Here is a 24,071-nt window from a genome sequence, read left to right as displayed (position 1 = left end):
CTTTTTTAGTTAGTTAAAAACTTACTTGTAGTTTTCGTAAATTTTATCGAGCGGTTCTGATAAACCACTTTCTTGCACTATACGTACATGTTCACGTTTTAATTCGCGTGCACTAGTCACACCACAAGAATGGGCTATTAGCCCAGCTCCGTAATGAATGTATTTATTATAGTTAGCTACTCGTTGCGCTTTATCAGCTACATTTAAGCCGCGTTGCAAACGCTCGTTATGCGTAGTGATCCCGGTCGGACAGGTATCTTTATTACATTGCATTGCCTGAATACAGCCCAGTGCAAACATATGCCCTCGAGCCGATACAACAAAATCAGCACCCAGCGCTAACGCCCAAGCCACCTTTGAAGGGACAATTAATTTACCTGAGGCGATTATTTTAATACGATCTCGCAGCCCATGTTTTTCAAGCATGTTAACCACAAGCGGTAAACTTTCACGAAGTGGTAAACCCACTGAGTCCATAAGCGGTTGTGGTGCAGCGCCCGTACCACCATCAGCACTATCTATGGTAATAAAGTCAGGCGCGGACTCTATACCACGATGGTTTATTTCAGCGAACAACGTTTCTAACCATCCGTAAGCACCAATTACCGCCTTAAAGCCTGTAGGCTTACCTGTCGCGTTACGCACAGTGGCAATCATATCGAGAATATCGGCTGGGTTTTTAATTTCAGGATGACCATTGGGACTAATAGAATCTTGCCCTTCGGGAATTCCCCTAATTTTAGCAATTTCGGCGTTAACTTTGCGCCCTGGTAACATACCGCCTTTACCTGGTTTAGCACCTTGGCTCATTTTAAGCTCAAACATTTTTACTTGTTCATGTGCCGCAATTTCTTTTAGCTTTTCGGTACTTAAATTTCCATGCTCGTCTCGTGCACCATATTTAGCTGTACCAATCTGAAACACTAAATCGGCACCACCTTCTAAGTGATAAGGACTCAATCCCCCTTCACCGGTGTTCATCCAACAACCTGCCAATTTAGCGCCTTTAGACAGAGCTCGTACAGCTGGCTTTGAAAGCGCGCCAAAACTCATACCAGATACATTGAATAACGAGTTGGTTGTGTAAGGTGTTTTACAGTATGGACCCAAAGTAACATTACTCGGGTCGAGCGCTTCTTCATCTAAAGTAGGAAATGCACAGTTCATAAACATAACCGTACCTGTTACTTCTAAGCTTTGCGTGGAGCCGAATGCAGCCGTACGGTCAACATCTTTTGCTGCACGATAAACCCAACTACGCTCAGCGCGGTTAAACGGCATTTCTTCTCTATCTTGAGCAAAAAAGTACTGTCTAAAAAACTCACCTTGGCGTTCAAAAAAATATCGAAAGCGACCAATAACAGGGTAATTACGTCTAATTGCATGCTTGGTTTGTGTTACATCTCGAATATAAAAAACGACAACGATTAAAACCAATAACCCTAAAACAACAATAAACATACTTGCAAATACATCAATACTAAACATTATAAAATTACTCACCCAAGGCCCCTTGATGACTGTTTTTAAAATAAAAAAGTGCTATACCACCAAAATGACATAACACTTTTATTTGTTCAAGGCTTTAACTGCCTTATATCTAATTCTGTTGTTTAGCTAACTCTGCTTTTATATATAAACGCACTTGCGTTTCAAGTACCGATAAAGGCACTGAACCATGGCGTAATATTTGATGATGAAATTCACGAATATCAAAGCTTTTTCCTAGCGCTTGCTCTGCCTCAATGCGTAAACGCTTAATAGTAAGCTCACCTATTTTGTATGACAATGCCTGAGCAGGCCACGATATATAACGGTCAGTTTCTGTTTTAACGTTATGCAACGAAAGCGCTGTGTTTTCGCTCATAAAGTTCATGGCGCGCTCTCTGCTCCAGCCATACATATGCATACCCGTATCAACAACTAAACGCGCTGCTCGCCACATTTCATACGTTAAACGACCAAAACGGCTATATGGGTCTTGGTAAAAGCCTACTTCTAAACCTAAATACTCAGAGTAAAGCCCCCAACCTTCACCAAATGCCGAGAGGTAAGCATCACGACGATAGCTCGGCAGATTTTCAAGCTCTGCATTAAGTGATATTTGTAAATGATGGCCAGGCACTGCTTCGTGCAGCGTTAATGCTTCTAAAACATACAAAGGGCGCTTATCTAAAGCGTAAGTATTTACCCAATAATACCCTGCTTCATCATCTCGATTAGAGCCTGAATATCGACCGGTTGTGTATTTAGGTGCAATACTGGCCGGTACAGGTGCTACACCATAAGGTTTGCGTGGTAAGGTATGAAATAACTTAGGCAGTTGTGCATCCATTTTTTTAGCAATATAAGATGCTTCTTTTAAAAGTTGCTCTGGTGTTGTGGCGTAAAATTGTGGGTCAGTGCGTAAAAAGTGGATAAATTCGGCAAACGTGCCTTTAAAACCTACTTCTGCTATCACGTCTTCCATTTCACTACGAATTCGTGCAACTTCTTTTAAGCCAAGTTCGTGAATCTCTTTAGGTGTCATATCGGTAGTGGTGTAGTACTTAGCACGGTTTTTATAAAAAGCTTTACCGTTAGGAGTTTCTGAAATACCAATACTTGTGCGAGCACCCGATTGATACTGCTCAGTGAAAAACCTTAGGTAGCCTTTATATGCTGGTATTACTTTATTTTTTAAAACTGTTTTGGCTTGTTGTTGAAGTGCATAAAAATCACTCTCGCTTAAGCTTGCACTATTAGTTAAAAACGGTTTATAAAATTCTGATTGAGTTACATCATCAACAATATATGTACTTATAGAGTCTTCGTACCCATTTAATACAGCTTTTGGTTGGGTGAGGCCCGTTTCGAGCCCTTTTTTCATCCAATGTATGTTCTGTTCAAAAAATCGCGGTATTTGCGACAAACGTGCGAGATATGTCTCGAAATCTTGCTCTTCTTTGTATTGAGAGCTGTTGATGATATTCGACAACCCTGAATGAAAACCATATTCTGATGTAAGCGGCATGTAATGTGCGTTAAACACATACTCGTCCACGCTATTTTGTACCTGAGCACGAATAATACTTAAGTTAATTTGATTTTCGTCACTAAGCTGGGCTGCGTCTAGGGCATCTAAATTAGCTAATAATTGCGTTTTATTTTTATATTGCTGCGCTAAAAATTCTGGTGATAAATTTGCTAATAGATAACCATCAATCCCTTTCGAACTACTATAAGGACTAATGCTTTCTCTATATTCAACAATAGATTGTGCAACTTGAGTAAATTGCTCATTCGCATTGGGTGTCGTTATTTGACATGCACTTAGTGAGCATAAAACTGTTATGCCAAAAAGAGGTTGGCGAAGTATTTTCGGTAAAAAAAGATTCATTATTATTTAACTTGATAACGCAATTGATTGCATAAAACTATCGTAGGCTACATAAATAGCAAGTAAATGAGACAAACTAGCATACTGAAATAATGCTACATACGTTAATAGAGGTAAAAACCAGCCTAATTGATGAGAAAAACAGCAATTAGGCTGCTAAAATAAAATTTAAGTTCCCTAACTATCGTTTTTGCTTTTAAATAGCCCGAATAATGATTACTGTATAAAAAATAATAAAAAGCTTGGATGCATAACCGACTCATGGAATGAGATATTTCAAATTTGCACTTATTCGTACTTAGTTGGTATTTAAAATGATGTTCCATGATTCCATGGCTATTGCACAAGAAAAAATGACCAAAGTGTGTGTTTTTTTAGAGCGCTATGCACTTCCTCCTACACCGCTCAATTATCAAGTTATTTATACTTATACCAGCCAAATTAATCTTAAGCTGAATAAAGCTTTAGACCGCGCTATCGCTGTTGAAGACAATATAGATAGTATTCTAATTGAACAACTACATTCTGAGTTTTTAAATACCGGTCACACAGCGCAAGTTAGCATGATTAAAAATGTTGATGGTGTTATAAATTCACTCTCACACAACGCTCAAATAACTGAAAAACAGATAGTCCGTTTTGCTGGGAAAATCAACGAGTGTGTACATACCCTTGATGAAAATAATATAGAACAAAGCCAACAAGCATTAAATACTCTCAATAACCAAACCACTGAATTACTAAACCAACACAGACAATTTAAGCAAGAATTAAGTAAAGCTAAACAGCTACACGAAAAAACACAAAAGCAGCTAACACAACTTCGAAAACAATATATTGTTGATAGCCAAACAGGGCTTTATAAGCGCCATTACTTAACACAACAAACCCAAGTATGGAAAAATCAACAAAAATCTATCTGCGCCATAGCGATTCAAATAGATAACCTTGATCACTTTACTGAAAATCACGGTGATATTATTGGTGAAGTCATTTTGAATAAAGTAGCCAAACAAGTACAAAAATATGTTTTTCAAAGTGGTTTACCTGGCCGTACAGCTAAAGATCAATTTACCGTTTTACTCGCTGACATAGACCCAGAAACAGCCAATGTTATTGCTGAGAAAGTCCGAAATGGAGTCGAAAAGCTTCGCTTTGTTAGTTCAAAAACAGGCATTAAACTACCTATTATTGGCTTATCACTAGGAATTGCTCAGCATCAGCAAGAAGATGATTTTAATCAGTTAGCAAAAAAAGCATCTCATGCAGCTTTTAAAGCACATTCATTAGGGCAAAGTAGCTACACTGCTGGGCAATAAATTACCTGATAAATCATATTCAAATTGCACCTACTGCGTACAATAAAGTACACTAACCTCTCTTGTCACGATAGAGGTTAATCATGAACGAAACCGAACAAAAGACCACGCATTTTGGTTATAAAACAGTAGCCGAGAACGATAAAGCTTCTATGGTTGCTGATGTATTTCACTCAGTAGCTGCAAAATACGATGTAATGAATGATTTAATGTCTTTTGGTGTGCATCGTTTATGGAAACGTCAAACTATTGCAAGCTCAGGTGTTCGTAAAGGCCATCATGTACTCGATTTAGCCGGTGGCACTGGCGACTTAACGGCAAAGTTTAGTCAATTAGTTGGCGAAACGGGTCAAGTTGTCTTAGGTGATATAAACTCATCTATGCTTAAGGTTGGTCGTGAAAAACTACATAATCTTGGGTTAGTGGGCAATATCGACTACGTACAAATGAATGCTGAAATGCTGCCATTCCCAGATAATAGTTTTGATGTGATCACTATTGCCTTTGGTTTACGTAATGTTACCGATAAAGACAAAGCTCTGCGCTCTATGTACCGCATTTTAAAGCCAGGTGGTCGTTTACTTGTTTTAGAGTTTTCAAAACCAGAGCATGACGTACTTAGTAAAGCTTACGATTTTTACTCATTTAATTTATTGCCTACAATGGGTAAACTAGTTGCTAACGACAGTGAATCGTATAAGTATTTAGCTGAATCTATTCGTATGCATCCAGATCAAGACACGCTAAAAGCGATGATGGAAGATGCAGGCTTTGAGCAAACAACATACCAAAACCTAACAGGCGGAATTGTTGCGCTGCATCGTGGTTTTAAATATTAAGGCTAGCAGCTATGGCGCTTGAGAAAATAACAAAAAATAATGATGCAATGCCATCTGAATTTTTTATGTTACCTAATTTTGTACTTTCGCTTATTGAGCGTGTACTAAATCAAGCACTTAGCCTTGACCCACAATTATCCCAAAAGCTAAGCGCAGTTAAACATCAGCGCTTAGTGGTTGAAGTAAGAGATTGGCAACAAAGCATCCAACTTGTTTATAGCGCTGAGCAATTACACTTATACAGTGCTCAAAATAATGAAGACGCAGATTGTATGATCAGCGCAGACATAGACACGCTTTTAGCACTTAAAAACCCAGCTATGCTTACCCAGTTAATTCGCCAAGATAAGCTCGACTTACAAGGCGATTTAAATATTGCGCAAACTTATAGCAATGCGTTTTCAGGCATTGATATTGATTGGCCTGAACAGCTCTCTAGATACATTGGCGATACCCCCGCTCAGCAGTTATATCTGCACTTAAAAAAACTAAAACAAAAGAGCAGCAAAACCAATACTAAAATAAGTACAATGCTTACAAGTTTATGCCAAGATGAGCTCGCAATTACTATTCATCCATTAGAACTTGAGCAATTTAAACAAAAAAATAGAGAACTCAAAGGTCAAGTAGCTGCTGTTGAGCAGCGTATAGATGCTCTGTTAAACTCTTTTTTACCTTCAAACACCCGCTAAGGATTTTTTGTGTCGACTGCACGTTTGTATAACATCACCAAAACGTTACTTAGCTATGGGCTAGACGAACTAATTCCAAAACATAAGATACCTTGGTTTGGTAAGGTAGCTCGTGGCAGTTTGTTTTGGTTGCGTAATCAGCACAAAGAAAAACCTGCGGGGCTACGTTTACGTTTAGCATTGCAAGAGCTTGGTCCTGTTTGGATCAAATTTGGCCAAATGCTCTCTACCCGTCGTGACTTACTCCCTCATGATATCGCTTTAGAGCTTGCGTTTTTACAAGATCAAGTTCAGCCATTTGAAGGCGCACTTGCACAAAAAATCATAGAAAAAGCGCTCGAAATTAACGATATAAGTGAATTGTTTAGTGAGTTTTCACAAACTCCACTGGCTTCTGCATCCATAGCGCAAGTACATACAGCAAAGCTTATTGATGAGCAAAGCATTGAGCAAGATGTCGTAATTAAGGTTATTAGACCCAATATTTACGATCAAATTAATGCCGATTTAGCGCTGATGGAAAAGCTCGCAAAGGTACTTGCAAAAGTCCATAACGAATCAAAACGCCTGCGCCCCGTTGAAGTAGTCAAAGAATACAAAAAAACACTCTTAGACGAGCTCGACTTAATGCGCGAAGGTGCCAATGGCATTCAGCTTAAGCGCAATTTTGAGGGCTCTGATTCATTGTATATCCCTTCAGTTTACAGTGATTATAGCCGTAGTAATGTCCTAGTAATGGAGCGTATTTACGGCATACCCGTCTCTGATAAAGATGCGCTTATGGCACAAAACACCAATATGAAGTTATTGGCTGAGCGCGGCGTAGAAGTGTTTTTTACGCAGGTGTTTAGAGACAGCTTTTTTCATGCGGATATGCACCCAGGCAATATATTCGTCTCTCGCGAGCACCCTGAAAACCCAATGTATATCGGTATTGATTGCGGTATAGTTGGTACGTTAAGCAAAGAAGATAAACGCTATTTAGCTGAAAACTTTATCGCCTTTTTTAATCGTGATTATCGCCAAGTTGCACAGCTACACGTTGATTCAGGTTGGGTACCACCAGATACTAGCATTGAAGAATTTGAATTTGCGATTCGCACGGTTTGCGAGCCTATATTTAATAAACCCTTAGCTGAAATTTCATTTGGTCACGTGCTCGTAAATCTATTTAATACTGCACGTCGTTTTAACATGCAGGTACAGCCGCAATTAGTACTACTACAAAAAACTTTATTATACGTTGAAGGATTAGGGCGTCAGCTTTACCCGCAACTCGACTTATGGAAAACAGCTAAGCCCTTTTTAGAAGACTGGGTAAAGCAACAAGTTGGACCGCTATCAGTACTGAAGCAAATGTATGCTAACTTGCCATTTTGGGCTGAAAAAATGCCTGAGTTACCTGATCTAATTTATCAAAATTTAAAGCGTACACCACACATTCAACCTCAAGAACAAAAGGTATCTCATAAACCTTTAATATTGAGTTTATTTGGTAGTGCTACAATGATTATGGCAACACTTTGTTATTTACAACACGATTTAATAGCTGCAAGTATTGCAATAAGCTTATCGGCTATTAGCTTTATAGCGGCATGGCGCAGCGCATAAACTGAGTGCTATTTACGCTATTGGGCGTATAATTAGTATTTAAGATAGACATTTAACCATTTTACATATTGGAGAAAACCATGGGTTTTGGTGGTATTAGTATTTGGCAATTATTAATTGTTTTGGCGATCATAGTTTTACTTTTCGGCACAAAAAAACTACGCGGTATGGGTGGTGATATTGGAGGCGCTGTTAAAGGCTTCAAAAAAGCAATGTCGGATGATCAAGCGAGTGAGCAAGAAAAATCAGAGCAAATTCAACAATCAGAAAAAAGCACCGTTGACGACTCAACCAATACTGAAAAAAGCAAAGATAGCAATAAGGTTTAATTAGTATGGGGATGTGGGAGCTTGTTGTTATTTTTATTGTTGGCTTAGTGGTGCTCGGCCCTGAGCGCTTACCTGTTGCTATTAGAACAGTGAGTAAATGGGTTAAAACCGCTAAATCACTTGCTAACTCGGTAAAAGCCGAAGTAAGTGAAGAACTGCGTATTCATGAACTTCACGAAAACCTTAAAAAAGCAGAACAACAAGAACTAAAAGATTTAAGCCCCGAGCTACAAAGCTCGTTAACAGAGCTACAAAAAGCAGCTGAGTCAGTTACTCACAGCTACAAGAAAAAACAACCTGATACATCAAATAACCAACAACTTGATGAAAAAAAGTGAAATTTATCTCTCACTTTGTGGTCAACTTACTACATGGTATAAAAAATAATGGCTGAGGAAGTAAAATCGGGGTTTGTAGCTCATTTAATTGAGTTGCGTGATCGGCTAATAAAAGCACTATTAAGCATTTTTGTTATTTTCATTGCCATAGTATATTTTGCGAATGATATTTATGCCTTTGTTGCACAACCGTTAGTTTCGCATTTGCCAAGCACTGCAACCATGATTGCGACCGATGTAACGGCCCCCTTTTTTGCACCTTTCAAACTTACTTTATTTGTCGCTTTATTTGCGTCGATCCCGTGGATATTGCATCAGGTTTGGGGATTTATAGCACCAGGTTTATATCAGCACGAAAAGAAAATGCTTATGCCTATTCTTGCCTCAAGTATAATATTATTTTATGGCGGTATAGCCTTTTGTTATTTTGTAGTTCTGCCAATTATTTTGGGTTTTTTTACAAGTACCGGCCCCGAAATGATGACCCTTGCGCCCGACATAAGTAGCTATTTAGGATTTGTATTAAAACTGTTTTTTGCATTTGGTGTCGCTTTCGAAATTCCAGTGGCAATTATGCTGCTATGTTGGAGTGGGGCAACTACAACAAAAAGCTTAAAAGAGAAGCGCCCTTATATCGTGGTGGGTGTTTTTGTAGTCGCGATGTTTTTAACACCGCCTGATGTATTATCACAAACATTATTAGCATTTCCGATGCTTCTTCTGTTTGAACTAGGTTTAATTTTAGCAAAATTTTATACCGCCAAACCACAAAAAGAATCTGAGGAATAAAATGAAAAAACAACTACTCCCACTATTGGTTTTACTAAGCGCACCGACTTTTGCTGCGCAAACAGAATTTAATACTCAAGCGTTACAAGCATGTAGCTTTATTGAGAACGACTTTAACCGGTTGCTTTGCTATGACAATACAATTGCAGGTAAATCACTAACAAAGCCAACAGTAACAAAAACGCTTACCCCACCAACTACTAACAATGTACCTCAAGTCGTAGCTGCTGCACCAATTCAAGCAAAGGCAAAAGCTGACGATTTTGGCTTAGAGCACAAAGAATCACAAGTAGAGAAAGAAACTGAAATAAAAGCCATGGTTACATCAATTGATGAGGCTGCTTATGGCGAGTTAATTATTTCGCTAGATAACGGCCAACAATGGCGTCAAATCGGCTCTGATAGCATGCGTTTAAAAGAAAACGATACAATTGTAATTAGCCGCGGTGCATTCAGCTCTTTTCTATTGAAGAAAGATGGTAAAAACCGCTCTATTCGCGTTAAACGTACTAAATAATGTCATATACGTTAATTGATGCTGGAGTTAACTTATCTAATCATCAATTTGATGACCATCATCGTGACGTAATTACCCGTGCCAGTGAGGCGGGCGTTACAAATATGCTTATTATAGGCTGTGATATTGCAAGCAGTCAGCAATCACTTGAACTTGCAATAGAACATCTTCAATATTCTACGGCGGGTATCCACCCGCACGATGCAAAATCAGTGACTAATGAACTAGAAGCACAATTAACTACCCTTGCAAATAATAAGCAGGTCATAGCGATAGGTGAATGTGGCCTTGATTATAACCGTGACTTTTCGCCTCGCGATGTACAACGTAGTGTTTTTAGACGCCAGTTAGTACTTGCTCAAAAATTAGATTTACCTGTTTACTTACATGAACGAGATGCAAGTGACGACATGCTAAGTATTCTAAAAGAATTTAATATTCGCGGTGTACTTCACTGCTTTACCGGTAATTCACCAGCTCTAAAACACTATTTAGATTTAGGTCTTTATATTGGTATAACGGGTTGGGTGTGTGATGAAAGACGTGGTAAAGAGCTACAACAGCTAGTGCCTAGTATTCCTCTAGATCGATTATTAATAGAAACTGATGCTCCATTTTTAATTCCACGAACAGTTAAGCCAAAACCTAAATCACGTAAAAATGAACCTGCACTGCTTCCTTATATCTGTCAAACGGTTGCACAACTTTATCAAATAGATGAAGAAGTTGTGGCCCGTAAAACTACAGAAAACTTTCACCGTGTTTTTGGTTTAGAAGATCGTTAATGGCCTATGCAAAGGCATTTTTAAGCCTATTAGTATTCCTTTGCACTTTTTGCTCTTTCGCAAACCCGGTAATAATAAAACACGATTTCAACTCCCAAAACATCAATAACCTGTATTACTCTTTTGAACCGACTTCGCTATTAGATGCACAACAAAGTAGCCATATACAGTGGCAAAAAAACACAGATGAACCTCTTAATCTAGGGCTAGAGCAGCGTCCTGTATGGATAAAGTTTAGAATAAAAAACACGCTTAGTTATAATACCGAGCAACTATTGTCATTAAACAATCCTCTGCTAAACGACGTTCAAGTATATCAGTTACATAACTCAGAATTACTTTCTCACGCTCAAATTGGTGATGCTTACGCTCTTTATAAACGTACGATTAAGAGTGAATCTTTATTAGTTAAACTGATCAGCCCTGCAAATAGCGAAACGAGTATTATTATGAGAGTGACGAATAGCTCCGGCTTGCGAGTCCCTTTAACGCTGTGGCAACCAGAGGCTTATTTGGCACATAAAGGTAAACTTAATTTACTCTATGGATTGTTGATTGGTTTTGTATTTTCTTTAGGTGTCAGTTGCTTAGTTTTATATGGTTTTTCACGTAAACGCTATTTTATTTATGCTGGTTTAATAACCCTCACGTTGGGTTGTGTATTAGCCTACCTTTGTGGGTTTGGCTTAAGATATATTCACCCTAATTTGCCAGCGTTACAGCAAGTTATGATCCCTATATTACTTATGCTTATTACTTTAATGTTTTTACCTTTGCAAAAGCAAATTTGTTATCCAAGGCCCTCATTTTTACTGACGATTCAAAAATTTTTAGTGAACGCTTTAGCCATTTCGTTATTATTTATTTGGCTACTTCCAAACCACATAGTTACACTATTTTGCTTAATCGCCACCCCTATCATTTTAGGCTTTTATATTGTAACTACGCTTTTATGCGTACGTTTAGCACCCTCTAAACCCAATAAAGCACTATTACTCGTATTGGTTTTTTTCTTGGTGATGATACTTTATTTTACTGTTGCAGTAATGGGGCTATATACTTTTAGCCTAAGTATATTAGCATTTGTATTTACATGCTTTTTTAGCTGCACATTTTGTTTATGTTATAGCGTGATGAAGTTATTTATTTTACAGCGAGATGAAGAAGTAACTGCTCAGCAAGCCTTGATTGCTGAAAATGCAGCTCAAGATACGCTACTTAAAGAGCGCTTAAAGTTACAAGAAAAAACACACCAAGAACTAGAGTCACAAGTGGACGAACGCACCTTTGAATTGCAAGTTACGCTCAGAGAGCTTGAAGAAAAAAACCGTTCACTTGAGTTACTTAATACCGAAGACGCTTTAACCGGAATAAAAAACAGACGTTTTTTTGATAAAAGACTCGTAATGGAACTTCGTCGCTCTCGTCGGGAACAAACACCACTTAGCATTGTTATGCTTGATATAGACCGGTTCAAAAGCATTAACGATACGTACGGACACATAATTGGCGATCAAGTTATTAAAACTGTATCTGACCTAATAAAAAATCATTTAAAGCGACCACTCGACGAAGTTGCCCGTTATGGCGGTGAAGAATTTGTAGTGCTATTACCTAATACCCCAAATAAAGGTGCACAAGACATAGCTGAAAAAATACGCTCAGCTATCTCAGTCAGTACAGTAACGGTTGCCAATAATGATATTCAATTTACAATTAGCGCTGGCATATACACCAGTATTGCTGATGACGTTAGCAATCCTCAGATATTTACTGAGTGCGCCGACAAAGCACTTTATTACGCAAAGCAGCATGGGCGTAATCAAGTAATCACTTTTCCCTTACCGCAGTAGGAGCATATTAATATGGCCCAATCAGGATTAGATCTTTTTCCGTACACTCGGATGCGCAGAATGCGCCGTAGCGACTTCTCTCGCCGCTTAATGGCCGAAAACCAACTTAGCGTGAACGATTTAATTTACCCTATATTTGTACTTGATGGTAAAAATCGTCGCGAGGCAATTGAATCAATGCCTGGTATTGAGCGCCTATCAATAGATTTGCTACTCATTGAAGCAAAAGAGTTGGTTGAACTTGGAATACCTGCGATAGCTATTTTCCCGGTAACACCTGGAGATAAAAAATCATTATTTGCCGAAGAAGCATATAACGATGATGGTTTAGCACAGCGTACCGTAAGAGCGGTAAAAGAAGCCTTTCCAGAGTTGGGTGTAATTACTGATGTAGCGCTTGATCCATTCACTACGCATGGTCAAGACGGTATTATTGATGACACTGGTTATGTTATTAACGATATCACTACTGAGATTTTAGTTAAGCAGGCACTCTCTCATGCTCAAGCCGGTGCAGATGTTGTTGCCCCTTCTGATATGATGGATGGTCGTATTAGCGCTATTCGTGAAGCACTTGAAGCTGATGGGTTTATTCATACTCGCATCATGGCCTACTCCGCTAAATATGCATCTAGCTACTACGGCCCATTTAGAGATGCGGTAGGTTCTGCTGGTAACTTAAAAGGTGCTGATAAAAAAACCTACCAAATGGATCCTGCAAACTCTAATGAAGCAATACGTGAAGTAGCCTTAGACTTACAAGAAGGCGCTGATATGGTTATGGTTAAACCTGGCATGCCTTATTTAGATGTTGTACGTCGTGTGAAAGACGAATTTGGTGTGCCTACTTTCGCATATCAGGTAAGTGGCGAGTATGCTATGCACAAAGCAGCTATTGATAACGGCTGGTTGAGCGAAGAGGCCACCATAATGGAATCTCTACTTGCATTTAAGCGTGCAGGAGCTGATGGAATATTAACCTACTTTGCTAAACAAGCCGCAAAATATCTAGCTAAAAAGTAATTTTTTATTAAAAGGCGGTTAAACCGCCTTTTATTTACATTCGTTTACGTTTTTGTATTATTTACGTCACATTTATTCTCTAAACTGTTGTCCCATTTTGGGATTAATACACGGGAATAATAAAAAAATGTTTAAAACAAAAATAACACCACTCGCACTTGTTATAGCAAGTCTCAGTGCACCAGCTTCAGCAAGTTTAATCATATCTGAGTATGTTGAAGGTGGAAGCAATAATAAAGCAGTAGAACTTTATAACACCTCTGCGAGTGAAATCTCACTCGATACCTATACGCTAACCTTATATTCAAATGGTAGCACTACAGCAACTAGCTCAATCGACTTAACGGGTCCTCTTGCTGCTAATAGCACGTACGTAATTATAAACTCAAGCTCGGTTGACGAACTCAAAGCAAAAGCCGATGAAGAAAGTGGTGTAACCAATTTTAATGGTGATGATGCCCTAGTGTTAACCCAAGGTACGACTGTTGTAGATAGCTTTGGCCAACGTGGTGTTGATCCTGGTTCTTTTTGGTCTGAAGGTGGAGTGCAAACGCAAAATAAAACACTTCGTCGTAAAGAAACCATCCTTGTTGGACGCACAACACCTGATGCTACTTTTAACCCAAGTGAAGAGTGGGTTCAATTCGACCAAGATGATTTTAGCGGTTTAGGTGTTTTTGGTAGCAGCGTTCCTGTTGAGCCAGCACCTGCACCTCTTGTACCACTTGTGTGTGATACGCAAAAAACTTTAATTAATGCAATTCAAGGTGATGGTGCAACGAGCCCACTTGTCGATACACCTGTTGAACTTGAAGGGATTGTAACGGCTGACTTTCAGGGTGATGATCAATTAAAAGGCTTTTTTGTTAGCTCTCTTGCTGTTGATATAGATGAAAACCCATTAACTTCTGAAGGGATTTTTGTTTATTTTGCAGATACCGACGTAAGCGTTGGCGACCATGTACGTGTACAAGGTAATGTAGCAGAGTATTTTGATTCAACACAAATTGATAACGTCACCCAAGTGGCCGTTTGTAATACGGATTTAACTGTAGCTGCGACAAAAATAACACTGCCTGTAGCTGAGTTAACGGACTTAGAAAGCTTTGAAGGTATGTTAGTAACACTAGAGCAACAATTGGTAGTCACCGATAACTTTGGTCTTGGTCGCTATGGTGAGGTTGAATTAGCAACAGAACGACTATACCAAGGCACCCAAGTTGCACTGCCTGGCGATGCAGCTAATGCAGTCGAAACAGAAAACTTACTTAAAAAGATTCTGCTAGACGATGGCTCTACAGTACAAAACTCAGATCCTACCGCATACCCAACTCCAGGATTATCAGCAGAGAACACCCTACGTACTGGCGACACAATAAATACAGTAACTGGTGCTCTTGCTTATAGCTTTGGCCTTTACCGCATTCACCCAACAGCAGTACCTCAGTTTATTGCTACAAATGCACGCGAAGACGCACCTGAACTAAATGCCTCGGCCGACTTGCGTGTAGCAAGCTTTAACGTACTTAATTACTTTAATGGTGATGGTCAAGGAGGTGGATTCCCTACCGATCGCGGTGCAGACACAGAAGCCGAATTTATCCGCCAAGAAGCTAAAATAGTAAGTGCAATTAGCGCAATGCAAGCTGACGTTGTTGGTTTGATGGAAATAGAAAACGATGGCTTTGGTGAATTTAGCGCAATTGCCAGCTTAGTAAATGCACTAAACGAAGCAGACACAGCAAACCAGTATGCATTTGTTGATTTTAATCTTGATCAAATAGGTACTGATGCAATTACCACTGCATTGATCTACCGTGCTAATAAAGTAGAAGAAGTGGGTACTGCTGCAATTACAACGCAAGCCCCATTTGATTTTAGCAACCGTACTCCTATAGCGCAAAGCTTCAAATCAATTGAGAGCGACGAAGTGTTCACTGTTGCCGTAGCTCATTTAAAATCTAAAGGCGGTTGTGGCAGTGCAAGTGGTGCAAATGAAGATCAGAACGATGGTCAAGCTTGCTGGAATGAAATACGCACACAAGGTGCCACTGCCTATGCCGATTGGCTAGACAGCAAACCAACCGGTGTTGACGACGAAGACACTATTTTAGTTGGAGACATGAATGCTTACGCAATGGAAGATCCAATACGTGCATTTGCAGACAAAGGATATAAAAATGTAGTTGCAGAACTTGATGGTAATACACTGGGCTATTCTTATAGCTTTTCTGGCCGAGCAGGCAGTTTAGATCATGCTGTGGCAAGCGACTCGTTGCTTAGTAAAGTTGTCTCAGCGCAAGATTGGCACATAAATGCTGACGAGCCAATTTTACTTGATTACAACGTTGAATTTAAGAGTGATGCTCAGCAGTCTAGTCTTTATTCTGAAAGTGCCTACCGCGCATCAGATCATGACCCTGTAATCATCGATATTAAATCTGAAGGTATGCTAACACCGCAAGAGCAGACACCGGTCATTGTCGCAGATCAAGTATTTTCAATTGATGAAAGCAGCTCAATTGATACTGTAATAGGTCAGTTAGTATTTAGTGATCCAAATGCAGATGTATCACCAGTGGTTGAATTTATTGTATCAGGGAGTGAAGCAATTTCAATCAATGAACAAGGTCAACTTATCGTAGCCGGTGAACTTGATGCAGACATTGAAAGTATAATAACACTATCAGTGCAAGCAAAAGACAGTGTAGGCAACATGTCTGAATCGGTAACGGTTACAATCAATGTTACTGAAACGAGGGATGATGGTAACGATTCAGGTTCATTATTTTGGTTATCACTTCTTTTAGCGCCATTATCAATCGTGCGCAGATTTAAAAAGAAATAATTAATATGAGTATTTAAAAGCCGCATTTGCGGCTTTTTTTATTTTTATACAAATGTAATTCAGACAAGCTTCATTAAACCTCCCGTAATATGTTCATAGGATCTATAAATTTTTTAGTAATTAATCAGTAATAACTACATACATTTGAGTGAATGTTACACAAAAAGCCTCTGTCGGTTACGCATATAGATTTTACCTATTGAAAAATATGAATTTTTATAAGGGTTCGTATTTTGCTTTAGGTATTTTAAAGGTACTTACAAAAATTAATATTTACCCTAAACGTAAAAATAAGTCGTATTTTTATAAAGGAATGAAAATGAAACAATTAACCCATAATCTGCCTAAATGGCAAAAAAAGTCAGCACCATTACTGGGTCTACTTATTATTTTTTCGGCTTGGGGCAATAGCAACCCAGCGATTGCTGCAACAGTTGATGTAGCAATTCCACAAAGTAGCTTATTTGACGTAATTAGCGCTCGCGCTAAAAAGTTAGCAAGTGAAGAATACGTGACCCCTAAAAATATTGAGCTTGAAGCATTAAATAATATTGATTATCAAGATTATAGGGCAATTCGATTTAAAAAAGACAAGGCAGTGTGGAAAGATGAGGGCCTTTACGAGCTGCAATTATTCCATCCTGGTTTTTTATATAAAACACCTGTAACAATAAACACCGTTGATAGCGACTCTAAACGTAGCCGCTTGCCTTTCAGCACTGACTTTTACCAATACGATGGCACTGCCGCACCACTACAAGAAGAAATAGCTAAAAGTGTTGCAGGTACTCAACTAGGCCATGCAGGATTTCGCTTACATTACCCATTGAATACTAACGAGTATAAAGACGAAGTAATGGTATTTCAGGGGGCATCGTACTTTAGAGTTGTTGGCCCCCAGCAAGTCTATGGCCTATCAGCTAGAGGTCTTGCCATTGATACTGCTGAAAATTCAGGTGAAGAATTTCCTGTGTTCAAAGAGTTTTGGTTAGTTAAACCAAAAGTTGACCAAACACAAATTACTATTTTTGCATTATTGGATAGCCCATCAATCTCTGGTGCCTATAAGTTTAACGTTGATCCTACAACTAACATGCTAGTTGATGTTGATATGCAGATATTTGCACGTAAGGATATTAAAAAGCTAGGTGTAGCACCATTGACGAGTATGTTTTATCACGGTGAAAACAGTACTAAGTTTTTTGATGACTACCGCCCTGAAGTTCATGATTCGGATGGCTTATTGACTCAGTCTGCTGATAATAAATGGGTATGGCGCCCTCTTAACAATCCATCACAGCTGAGTGTTACTTCATTTTCGTACAATAACCCAAAAGGTTTTGGGTTAGCTCAACGAGATCGAGACTTTAATAACTATCTAGACACAGAAGCGCACTACCACAACCGCCCTAGTCTATGGATTGAACCACAAGGTGAATGGGGAAATGGTCGTGTAGAACTTGTAGAAATACCGACTGATACGGAAACTAACGACAATATCGTAAGCTACTGGGTACCAGAAAAGCCAATGAAAGCCGGTGATTCATTAAAGCTAAGCTACAAAATGACGACCTTTAATGCAGCTTTAACTCAGCATGAGAAAGCGCGTGTACTGCGCACAAGGATCGGTAGCGCTGCTTTACCAGGTGAGGACAATCCACCACCAAAAAGCCATCGCCAATTTACTGTTGATTTTACTGGGTCAGAAATAAATCAACTCTCTGAACAGTTAAAGCTAGATGCCGATATTCAACTTACAACAGGCGAAGTAACCGACGTGAATGTGCAAAAACTGCCTGATTCACGAGGATGGCGTGTAGCCTTTAAAATTGCACCACAGGACGATCAACCCGTTGATATGCGTTTATCGTTAAAATTGCGTGACAAAGAAATTAGCGAGGTATGGAGTTATGTTTGGTACCCAAATGACATCAAGTAATAAAGGTAAGGGCACTCCAATGCCATTCAAAACATTAAGAGTTTGGCTATTTGCTATTGCAGCGCTTGGCACATCTGGCTACGGCATATCTATTATGTTTGAGATTTTAAGCTCAAACGGTATGACATTACTTGAGTATGCTCTTTTAGTATTATTCTCAATCACTTTTGCCTGGATTGTAACGGCCTTTTGTAGTGGAACAATCGGCTTTGTATTACAGTTGTTTCGAATTGACCCACTTACGCTGAAGCGTATTAAACCAATTGAGTTCAATAGTGAGGCAATTAACGCCCAAAAAACCGCTGTTGTAATGCCTATTTACAACGAAGACACCCACCGTGTTATCGCGGGCTTTGAAGTTAGTCTGCAATCGTTAAAAGAAACAGGTCAACTTGCAAACTTCGATTTTTATCTATTAAGCGACACCCAAGACCCAGAAATAGCTAAAAACGAGCTAAGTGCATGGCATGCATTGTGTGAACGTTTAGGTGATACAGCAAAACACGTTTTTTACCGTCGTCGCGAAGATAACAAACACCGTAAAGTAGGTAACCTAACCGACTTTTGTGAGCGCTGGGGCAGCCAGTACGACCATATGATTGTGCTTGATGCAGATAGCGTAATGACCGGGAAATGTATGTTAGAGCTTACTACAAGTATGCTCAACAACCCACAAGCAGGCCTGATCCAAACTATTCCGATCCCTGTTCGTCAAGATACCTTTTTTGGCCGTTTTTTACAGTTTGCATCAGTGCTATATAGCCCAATGCTCGCTACTGGCTCAGCTTTTTGGCAAACTGATAAAGCAAACTACTGGGGTCATAATGCAATTATTAGAGTTGAAGCATTTATAACGTGCTGTGGCTTGCCAACACTGAAAGGTAATGCACCTTTTGGCGGCGAAATTTTAAGTCATGACTTTGTAGAAGCTTCACTGCTTCACAGTGCTGGTTGGGATGTATTGTTGCTATCAGATATTGAAGGTAGCTATGAAGAAGTACCAAGTAACATTCTAGACTACGCTGTACGCGATAGACGCTGGGTGCAAGGTAATATTCAGCACTTAGGTTTACTATCTTCATCCAAATTAAAATTAATGAGTAAGCTGCACTTTCTATTAGGTGCCACAGCCTATATTTCATCGCTAATTTGGCTCTCAATGTTAGCGTTAAGTACAATTGATGCAGTGACTCGCGCATTAAATAGTGATGTGTACTTTAACCGTGTTTATCAATTATTCCCTACATGGCAAATAGCTAAGACAGATCTTATTGATTCACTATTGTATTTAACTATTGTTATTTTATTAATGCCTAAACTGATGGGTATAATAGTAACCCTAATACATAGAAACAAACGCTTTGGTGGTTCAATTAAGCTAATACTAGGTTCAATCATTGAAACCGTATTTGCTATTATTGTTGCTCCATTAATGATGGTATTTCATGCTTACTTTGTACTTTGTGTGTTTTTAGGTAAAAAAGTAAAATGGGATGCACAACCGCGTGAAGGTCGTATGGTTCCGTGGAAGGAAGCTTTTGGTTATACGCTATTCTCAACTATTGTGGCTATTGCATGGGGTTGTACTGCTTACTACTTCACGCCAGTATTCTTCTGGTGGCTATCGCCTATATTATTAGGCTTAGTGTTAGGTGCTCCGATTATCCGTTATACCAGTAGTATTAAATTCGGTGTACAACTAAGAAAGTTGGGTATATTTATTTGCCCTAGTGAAGTTGATAACGACTCAACTCTAGAAGCACTTAAAATACACCTAAAAGAAATTTCGGTACCAAAGGAAGGTGCTTATCCACAAACAATACCGGCACTACCACAAGAGCAGTTGGTAACAATGCCTATCCAGTCTTTTAAGAAGCCACGCAGGCTAAAGATGAAAGCGCTAAAAGCTAAGGCTATAAAAAAGTTTAATTAGCGCGTTATAAAATACAAAAATAAAAAAGGAGCGATTAATCGCTCCTTTTTGCTATCTAAATTAAAGATCAAGCATTGTATTTATCGCTAATATTTTCAATTTTGTTAGCTACCTTATTGCAGTACATTTTAGAAATAACTGATTGCGTTTCATCATCAAGATGCCAGTCATAAAAATGGAACGTTTTACCATTATCTAACTCCACCATTAAAAATGGTGAAAAGAAAAAATGAACTAAATGATACGCAACCAATTTCCTCGCTGTTGATGTAACGCTTTGTGCATAAACGCGTATAACAAATGCCTGCTTTATGACAATGTAAAAAACGAAGATGAAGAATATTGAAAGGAATAATAAGTAAAGCTGGCATTACAGTGAGAAAAACGATTTTTAGGTTCACAGAAAATATAATATGAATTAAAAATATTAAGCTGAATGCTAAAATATATTTTGTGAATTATAGCCACCAGTTTGGTGCTAATTTAGTAGATTTAATAATCATTACATCTTATATAAAATTAATATGCGAACGTCTCTGATGCGGAGACTTCCTTATCTAATTAATCAATTAAAGTACCCTCTAATCCCTTTTTACTAATTGATAATATAAGACTACTTAATAATAAAGAGTAGTCGTAAACAACTACAAAAATAAAACCAAATTATAGGCAATAAAAAACCCGCAACATGTGCGGGTTTTCTAAAGAGTTAAAGAGCTAATTACTTAGCAGCTTTTTTCTCTTTTTCTGCAGCGATTACTGTATCAGCAACGTTTTGCGGACATGCAGCGTAGTGTGAGAACTCCATAGAGAACTGACCACGACCAGATGTCATTGTACGTAGTGTACCGATGTAACCGAACATTTCTGATAACGGTACGTCAGCTTTAATACGGCTGCCTGTTAAACCAGCTTCTTGGTCTTTCATCATACCACGACGACGGTTAAGGTCACCGATTACGTCACCAACGTGATCTTCTGGAGTGAACACGTCAACATTCATGATTGGCTCAAGAAGTTGTGCGCCCGCTTTAGGGATCGATTGACGGAAAGCGCCTTTAGCAGCGATTTCGAACGCGATTGCAGATGAATCCACGGCATGGAAACCACCGTCAAAAAGTTCAATTTCAACGTCAAGTACAGGGAAGCCAGCTAGAACACCAGTACCCATCATTGACTTGAAGCCTTTCTCAACTGCAGGCCAGAATTCTTTAGGTACGTTACCACCAACAACTGATGATTTAAACGTGAAACCTGAAGCAACTTCGCCTGGCTTGATGCGGTAGTCGATTTTACCGAACTGACCAGAACCACCAGATTGTTTCTTATGCGTGTAGCTATCTTCAATTTCTTTAGTGATAGTTTCACGGTAAGCAACTTGTGGTTGACCAACAATAAGGTCTACGCCGTAAGTACGCTTAAGAATATCTACTTTGATATCTAAGTGAAGCTCACCCATACCTTTAAGGATAGTCTCGCCTGAATCTTCATCAGTCTCAACTTGGAAAGATGGATCTTCTGCAACCATTTTACCGATAGCAACACCCATTTTCTCATTACCGCCTTTATCTTTAGGCTGTACAGCAATCGAGATTACTGGAGTTGGGAATACCATTGGCTCAAGTGTTACTGGGTGCTTAGGATCACATAGAGTGTGACCAGTTTGCACGTTTTTCATACCTACGATAGCAATGATGTCACCAGCTTGTGCGCTAGTTAATTCGTTACGGTCATCTGCTTGCATCTCAACCATACGGCCAACACGCTCAGTTTTACCAGTAAACGAGTTAAGGATAGTATCACCCTTGTTTAGTTTACCTGAGTAAATACGTACGAATGTTAATGCACCAAAACGGTCATCCATTATTTTGAATGCTAACGCTTTGAAAGGTTCGTCAGTAGATACTACTGCGAACTCGCCATTTTCGTTACCTTCTTCATCCATAAGAGGTTGAGGATCAACTTCTGTAGGACATGGTAAGTAATCAACAACAGCGTCAAGAATAAGCTGCATACCTTTGTTCTTAAACGCAGAACCACAGTATGTTGGGAAGAAAGCAAGGTCACGAGTACCTTTACGGATACAACGTTTGATGTCTTCTAAAGAAGGTGCTTCACCTTCCATGTAAGCTTCAAGTAGTGCATCGTCTTGCTCAAGGGCAGTTTCAACAAGCATTTCATAATACTCGTCAGTTTTATCTACCATGTCTGCAGGAACGTCTGTGATTTCGTAGTTTTCAGGAAGACCAGTGTCATCCCAAACGTATGCTTTTTTAGTTAAAACATCTACAACACCAACAAACTCATCTTCAATACCAATTGGTAAAGTCATGATTAGTGGAGTTGCGCCAAGTACTTTACGTACTTGCTCAGTTACACGGTAAAAATCAGCACCCATACGGTCTAATTTATTTACGAAGATAATACGTGCAACTTCTGAATCATTAGCATAACGCCAGTTAGTTTCTGATTGTGGTTCAACACCACCAGAACCACAGAACACACCGATGCCGCCATCTAGTACTTTAAGTGAACGGTAAACTTCAACTGTGAAGTCAACGTGTCCAGGAGTATCGATAACGTTAAAGCGGTGATCTTTCCAGAAACAGCTTACAGCCGCAGACTGAATAGTAATACCGCGCTCAGCTTCTTGTTCCATGAAGTCAGTAGTAGATTCACCATCATGAACCTCACCAGTTTTATGGATTTGACCAGTAAGCTTTAGGATACGCTCAGTAGTCGTGGTCTTACCCGCATCAACGTGCGCGAAAATACCAATGTTTCTGTACTTCGATAAATCTGCCATTAATTTTGCTCTTAATAAAGTCGATAAATTATTCCGCAGGAGTATAACATCACTTAAACCGAACATCACCATACAAGCCGCTTAAAATGCAATCAATTCAACATATTTTTTTTATCGTCAGAATCTATTAAATATCAAACATAACAAAAAAAATGTAAGGCATTGAAATAAATAGAATTTAATATTTAAGCCTTAGGTGCAAAAAGTTACTTCGCTATTTTATAGCAACGTTCAGGGCGGCCAATACTGCCATAACTTTGATCCGCTGTTAACTTACCTGATTCAAGCAAATACTCCAAGTAACGGCGTGCTGTAGAGCGACTAACACCAACCAAATCGCCCATTTGCTGAGCGGTAAATGCAGTGGTTGCGTGCTCTACAAAAGCATCATGTATTTTTTACAGGGTAAGTTGATCGACCCCTTTTGGTAAACGAACAGACGTGTTGGTTTGCTGCTTTGAACCAAATAACGTATCAACCATTGACTGCGTTACTTCACTTGCATCAGAAAAACATTGCTGACGCGCACCAAGGCCAGATAACATTAATGCCTTTACTAAAAGCCTAACTTAAGTGACCCACAATAGTTGGACATACCAATTACTGCGGGGTTTTTATGTCCAAATATCATTGGGCATTCAAATTAAAGCTCGCTCAACTTTCCCAAGAACATAGCTCTAGGCTTAAATACAAACGAAAACCTCTCCTGCATTAATCAATTAGTTCTAATAAATGAAATTTAGGTGGAGCAAATTAAAGTTCTGCTGGTTAATTAAATAGTTTAAGTTATTGTTCTTTTTTTATATTTAACATTAGCTTACAAAACAAACAAGGGGATAATAAGAACTATTTGCATTTAGGTGTTGACAGATAGTTAGATCTAACTGATAATCAATATCAACAAGACGGATTGCATACCACTTGTTAAGGAATGAATTGATTTGTTTCTCGACCCTGAAACAACGTGTGGCGCACGTAAACAGCTATGGTTACTTGTTATGAACCGCAACGCCCCTTGATGTTGATGATGAGTAACCGCCCTACTATTTTACTTGCTACATTGCTCATATC

At 39.0% G+C, this 24,071-nt stretch carries 19 protein-coding genes; 14 read left to right on the top strand and 5 right to left on the bottom strand.

All coding sequences use genetic code 11. The features are described from left to right. Positions 1-21: 21 nt before the first annotated feature. Both I6F40_RS15885 and I6F40_RS15880 read right to left on the bottom strand, forming a co-directional pair. Positions 22-1,488 (bottom strand): FMN-binding glutamate synthase family protein, encoded by a 1,467-nt coding sequence (locus tag I6F40_RS15885; RefSeq protein WP_007579865.1) that lies wholly within the window; start codon positions 1,486-1,488, stop codon positions 22-24. A gap of 112 nt (positions 1,489-1,600) precedes the next feature. Then, a complete protein-coding gene (locus I6F40_RS15880; RefSeq protein WP_166378587.1) occupies positions 1,601-3,379 on the bottom strand; it encodes a DUF885 domain-containing protein in 1,779 nt (592 codons plus the stop codon). 332 nt (positions 3,380-3,711) lie between these two features. Between I6F40_RS15880 and I6F40_RS15875 the strand changes: the two genes are divergently transcribed. The 14 genes from I6F40_RS15875 (at position 3,712) to mdoH (ending at position 20,194) form a co-directional block, all read left to right on the top strand. Further along, a complete protein-coding gene (locus I6F40_RS15875) occupies positions 3,712-4,698 on the top strand; it encodes a GGDEF domain-containing protein (RefSeq protein WP_166378651.1) in 987 nt (328 codons plus the stop codon). A gap of 83 nt (positions 4,699-4,781) precedes the next feature. Continuing rightward, positions 4,782-5,537: a bifunctional demethylmenaquinone methyltransferase/2-methoxy-6-polyprenyl-1,4-benzoquinol methylase UbiE gene (gene ubiE / locus I6F40_RS15870; protein WP_024589468.1), complete on the top strand. Its 756-nt coding sequence runs from the start codon at positions 4,782-4,784 to the stop codon at positions 5,535-5,537. A gap of 11 nt (positions 5,538-5,548) precedes the next feature. Further along, positions 5,549-6,229, top strand: a complete 681-nt coding sequence (locus I6F40_RS15865; RefSeq protein ID WP_197193193.1) for a ubiquinone biosynthesis accessory factor UbiJ — start codon at positions 5,549-5,551, stop codon at positions 6,227-6,229. 9 nt (positions 6,230-6,238) lie between these two features. Next, positions 6,239-7,840: a ubiquinone biosynthesis regulatory protein kinase UbiB gene (ubiB, locus tag I6F40_RS15860; RefSeq protein WP_166378591.1), complete on the top strand. Its 1,602-nt coding sequence runs from the start codon at positions 6,239-6,241 to the stop codon at positions 7,838-7,840. 80 nt (positions 7,841-7,920) lie between these two features. Further along, positions 7,921-8,169, top strand: coding sequence for a Sec-independent protein translocase subunit TatA (gene tatA, locus I6F40_RS15855; protein WP_149594401.1), 249 nt, complete (start codon positions 7,921-7,923; stop codon positions 8,167-8,169). Positions 8,170-8,174: 5 nt separating this feature from the next. Further along, positions 8,175-8,507, top strand: coding sequence for a Sec-independent protein translocase protein TatB (gene tatB / locus I6F40_RS15850; RefSeq protein ID WP_024599713.1), 333 nt, complete (start codon positions 8,175-8,177; stop codon positions 8,505-8,507). A 48-nt stretch (positions 8,508-8,555) separates the two neighbouring features. Next, positions 8,556-9,296, top strand: a complete 741-nt coding sequence (gene tatC, locus I6F40_RS15845) for a twin-arginine translocase subunit TatC (RefSeq protein WP_004334958.1) — start codon at positions 8,556-8,558, stop codon at positions 9,294-9,296. A 1-nt stretch (position 9,297) separates the two neighbouring features. Beyond that, a complete protein-coding gene (locus I6F40_RS15840) occupies positions 9,298-9,813 on the top strand; it encodes a hypothetical protein (protein WP_166378593.1) in 516 nt (171 codons plus the stop codon). Beyond that, positions 9,813-10,598, top strand: coding sequence for a TatD family hydrolase (locus tag I6F40_RS15835; RefSeq protein ID WP_166378595.1), 786 nt, complete (start codon positions 9,813-9,815; stop codon positions 10,596-10,598). The genes I6F40_RS15840 and I6F40_RS15835 overlap by 1 nt, the downstream gene beginning before the upstream one ends. Continuing rightward, on the top strand, positions 10,598-12,451 hold the full coding sequence (locus I6F40_RS15830) for a sensor domain-containing diguanylate cyclase (protein ID WP_197193192.1): 1,854 nt from the start codon (positions 10,598-10,600) through the stop codon (positions 12,449-12,451). Before I6F40_RS15835 ends, I6F40_RS15830 begins: the two co-directional genes overlap by 1 nt. A 12-nt stretch (positions 12,452-12,463) precedes the next feature. Continuing rightward, positions 12,464-13,474, top strand: a complete 1,011-nt coding sequence (hemB, locus tag I6F40_RS15825; RefSeq protein WP_166378599.1) for a porphobilinogen synthase — start codon at positions 12,464-12,466, stop codon at positions 13,472-13,474. A gap of 127 nt (positions 13,475-13,601) precedes the next feature. Beyond that, positions 13,602-16,322, top strand: coding sequence for an ExeM/NucH family extracellular endonuclease (locus I6F40_RS15820; RefSeq protein WP_166378601.1), 2,721 nt, complete (start codon positions 13,602-13,604; stop codon positions 16,320-16,322). Positions 16,323-16,641: 319 nt separating this feature from the next. Then, the gene (locus tag I6F40_RS15815) at positions 16,642-18,261 is read left to right on the top strand and encodes a glucan biosynthesis protein (protein ID WP_166378603.1); all 1,620 of its coding nucleotides are present in this window, start codon (positions 16,642-16,644) and stop codon (positions 18,259-18,261) included. Further along, the gene (gene mdoH, locus I6F40_RS15810; protein ID WP_166378605.1) at positions 18,233-20,194 is read left to right on the top strand and encodes a glucans biosynthesis glucosyltransferase MdoH; all 1,962 of its coding nucleotides are present in this window, start codon (positions 18,233-18,235) and stop codon (positions 20,192-20,194) included. The genes I6F40_RS15815 and mdoH overlap by 29 nt, the downstream gene beginning before the upstream one ends. A gap of 721 nt (positions 20,195-20,915) precedes the next feature. Here mdoH and fusA read toward each other — a convergent pair. From fusA to I6F40_RS19915, 3 genes are all read right to left on the bottom strand, one after another. After that, entirely contained in the window at positions 20,916-23,000 is a 2,085-nt protein-coding gene (gene fusA / locus I6F40_RS15805) for an elongation factor G (protein ID WP_024593825.1), read from the bottom strand. A gap of 206 nt (positions 23,001-23,206) precedes the next feature. Continuing rightward, positions 23,207-23,395 (bottom strand): HTH domain-containing protein, encoded by a 189-nt coding sequence (locus I6F40_RS19920; RefSeq protein WP_442960750.1) that lies wholly within the window; start codon positions 23,393-23,395, stop codon positions 23,207-23,209. A 3-nt stretch (positions 23,396-23,398) separates the two neighbouring features. Next, entirely contained in the window at positions 23,399-23,545 is a 147-nt protein-coding gene (locus tag I6F40_RS19915; RefSeq protein WP_197193190.1) for a hypothetical protein, read from the bottom strand. Positions 23,546-24,071 lie beyond the last annotated feature (526 nt).

This window comes from Pseudoalteromonas sp. SWXJ133, assembly GCF_015864365.1.
Classification (GTDB): Bacteria; Pseudomonadota; Gammaproteobacteria; order Enterobacterales; family Alteromonadaceae; genus Pseudoalteromonas; species Pseudoalteromonas arctica.
The sequence above is the reverse complement of the archived record's forward strand: the minus strand, read 5'-3'. Positions and strand labels throughout refer to the sequence as shown.